The 2,256-nt window shown below is 64.8% G+C and carries 3 protein-coding genes; all 3 read left to right on the top strand.

Annotated elements, in window-relative coordinates; translation table 11 throughout:
- On the top strand, nt 1-399 hold a 399-nt coding region (locus KJQ96_RS38345), incomplete at its 5' end, for an MBL fold metallo-hydrolase (RefSeq protein WP_213291138.1).
- A gap of 302 nt (nt 400-701) precedes the next feature.
- Nucleotides 702-1,709 carry an HlyD family secretion protein gene (locus KJQ96_RS38340; protein WP_213291139.1) on the top strand — a complete coding sequence of 336 codons (1,008 nt, stop codon included), beginning with the start codon at nt 702-704 and terminating at the stop codon, nt 1,707-1,709.
- Nucleotides 1,706-2,256 (top strand): MFS transporter (locus tag KJQ96_RS38335; RefSeq protein ID WP_213291137.1); only part of this gene is annotated, 551 nt, incomplete at its 3' end. The genes KJQ96_RS38340 and KJQ96_RS38335, both read left to right, overlap by 4 nt.

Raw genomic sequence — 2,256 nt, 5'->3', positions numbered from 1 at the left:
TTCCCGGACGCGCTTCGATCGACCGCCAAGCGGTTCGTGAAAGAGTACCGCAGCCAGCTGCGGCCGTTCGAGGAGGAGTACGAGGTTGCACCGGGAGTGGTCGTCACTCGCACCGGCGGCCACACCCCCGGGCACAGCGTGGTCCGCGTGGCGTCCGGCGGCGACCGGCTGACGTTCGCCGGAGACCTCGTGTTCGCGGTCGGGTTCGAGCACCCCGAGTGGTATAACGGCTTCGAACACGACCCCGAGGAGTCGGCCCGCGTTCGTATCAGTCTTTTGCGGGAACTGGCTGAGACCGGTGGGCTGCTGGTGGCCACTCACCTGCCGTTCCCGTCCGTCGGCCATGTGGCAGTCGACGGCGATGCCTTTCGTTGGGTGCCGGTCTTCTGGGACTACTGACCGCACGGTCCGAACGAGAGGCGACTCGTAAGCGCTTCATTCGATACGGGCCGCGTTACCAGCGCCGGAGCGCGGCCCGCTCACCCAAAATCCTCTTGGACCTCGACCTCTCGCTCGACTTCGCCTCGCCGGCGCAATTTGGCGGCGCCGTCGCTTTTCTGCGGTCGGCTGCGGCGGATCACGGGCACGGCAATCTCGGTCGACGGCGGCTGGACCGCACGGTAGGCCCGGGTGAGTGAGCGGTCGCTTCAGCGAGACAACTGTTGCAGGAGCATATCGTGGCGCATCTTAACAAGAAAAAGATGATCGGCGTGGTGCTGTGCCTCGGCGCCGTCGTGCTCGTGGCTGGCGGCTGGGCCTATGCCCGTTCGAACGAGACGTTCACCGATAACGCCTATATTCGCGGCGACATAACCTCGCTCGCGCCGAAGGTTGCAGGCTACGTCACGGCCGTAGAGGTTCAGGATAACCAGACCGTTCGTGCAGGCGACGTCCTGTTCCGGATCGACGATCGGGACTACCGCGCGCGCCTTGCGCAAGCCGGGGCCAATGTCGAAGCCGCCCAAGCCCGCCTCGCCAATGTCGATGCGGAGACCCAACTCCAGCATGCCCTGATACGACAGGCCGAAGCTCAAAGACTTGCGAGCGTGGCCGAGATGAATCTGGCCCGCAAGGCCTCCGATCGCCGCCGTGAGCTGATCCGCACCAACGCCGTCAGCCAGGCGCAGGTCGATGAAAGCGATGCGGCGCTATCGAGAACCGAGGCGGGCGTATCGGCGGCATCGGCGACGGTGGAGGCCCAGCGGCAACGCATCGCGGTCCTTGCCAGCCAGCGCGAAGCTGCTGCTGCTGCCGTGGCGCAGGCGCACGCCGCACGCGATCTCGCCCAGATCGATCTCGATCATACCGTGGTGCATGCGCCGGTCGACGGCGTCGTCGGCAACCGCCAGGTCCGCGTCGGCCGGCTTGTCGCGCCGGGCACCTCCTTGCTCGACATCGTTCCGGTCAAGGACGTGTGGGTGGTAGCGAACTTCAAGGAAAGCCAGATCGAACATATCCGGCCCGGACAGCGCGCCCGCATCACAGTGGATGGCTATCCGAACCAGACGATTGAAGGCGTGGTGGACAGCTTTGCGCCCGGCAGCGGGTCTGCGTTCACCCTGCTCCCCACTGACAATGCGACGGGGAACTTCATTCGTGTCGTTCAACGCGTGCCTGTGAAAATCCGCTTCGCCAGAAATCCATTGCCCGGTCGCGTCGTACCCGGCCTGTCCGCGCGTGTCGAGATCGGTCGAGGAAGCGGCACATGACCGCGATCGCCGACGCCACGCCAGGCTACGACAGGCGCGCGGCAGGAAGCATTCTTGTCGCAGGCATCGTGCTCGCCACTCTGACGGAAGCGATCGCAAGCACCCTCCTGTCGCTCGGGCGCAACGACATCATTGGCGACACCCATGCGACTCCCGACGAGTTCGCCTGGCTGGACATCGGATACACCGCAACGAAGCTGATCGGGTTTATGGCCGCCTCCTGGCTCATGACGCGCACCAGTCCGCGCCGCCTGATCATCGGTTCGACGCTGGTCATGGGCACGGCCTGCGGCATCGCCGCCATCACATATCGGTTAGATCTGCTGGTCGCACTCCGCATCATACAGGGCTTCTCCGGCGGCACCTTGCTTGTCGCGGGGCAGTCGATCATTTTTCTCGCCTATCCGCGATCCTGCCAGCCAATCCTGCAGGCACTGTTTGCGATGGGATCTGTCGTCGCTCCTGCGACCATCGCCCCGGCGCTCCAGGGATGGTTGATCGACAGCCAGTCGTGGGCATGGATTTTCTTCGGCGTTGTTCCGGTGGC

It is taken from the genome of Bradyrhizobium sp. sGM-13, assembly GCF_018398875.1.
Lineage (GTDB): Bacteria > Pseudomonadota > Alphaproteobacteria > Rhizobiales > Xanthobacteraceae > Bradyrhizobium.
The sequence above is the reverse complement of the archived record's forward strand: the minus strand, read 5'-3'. Positions and strand labels throughout refer to the sequence as shown.

Excerpts from the sequence above, each read along its gene's own strand:
- KJQ96_RS38340 (WP_213291139.1), top strand. The coding sequence starts at position 702 with ATGATCGGCGTGGTGCTGTGCCTCGGCGCCGTCGTGCTCGTGGCTGGC.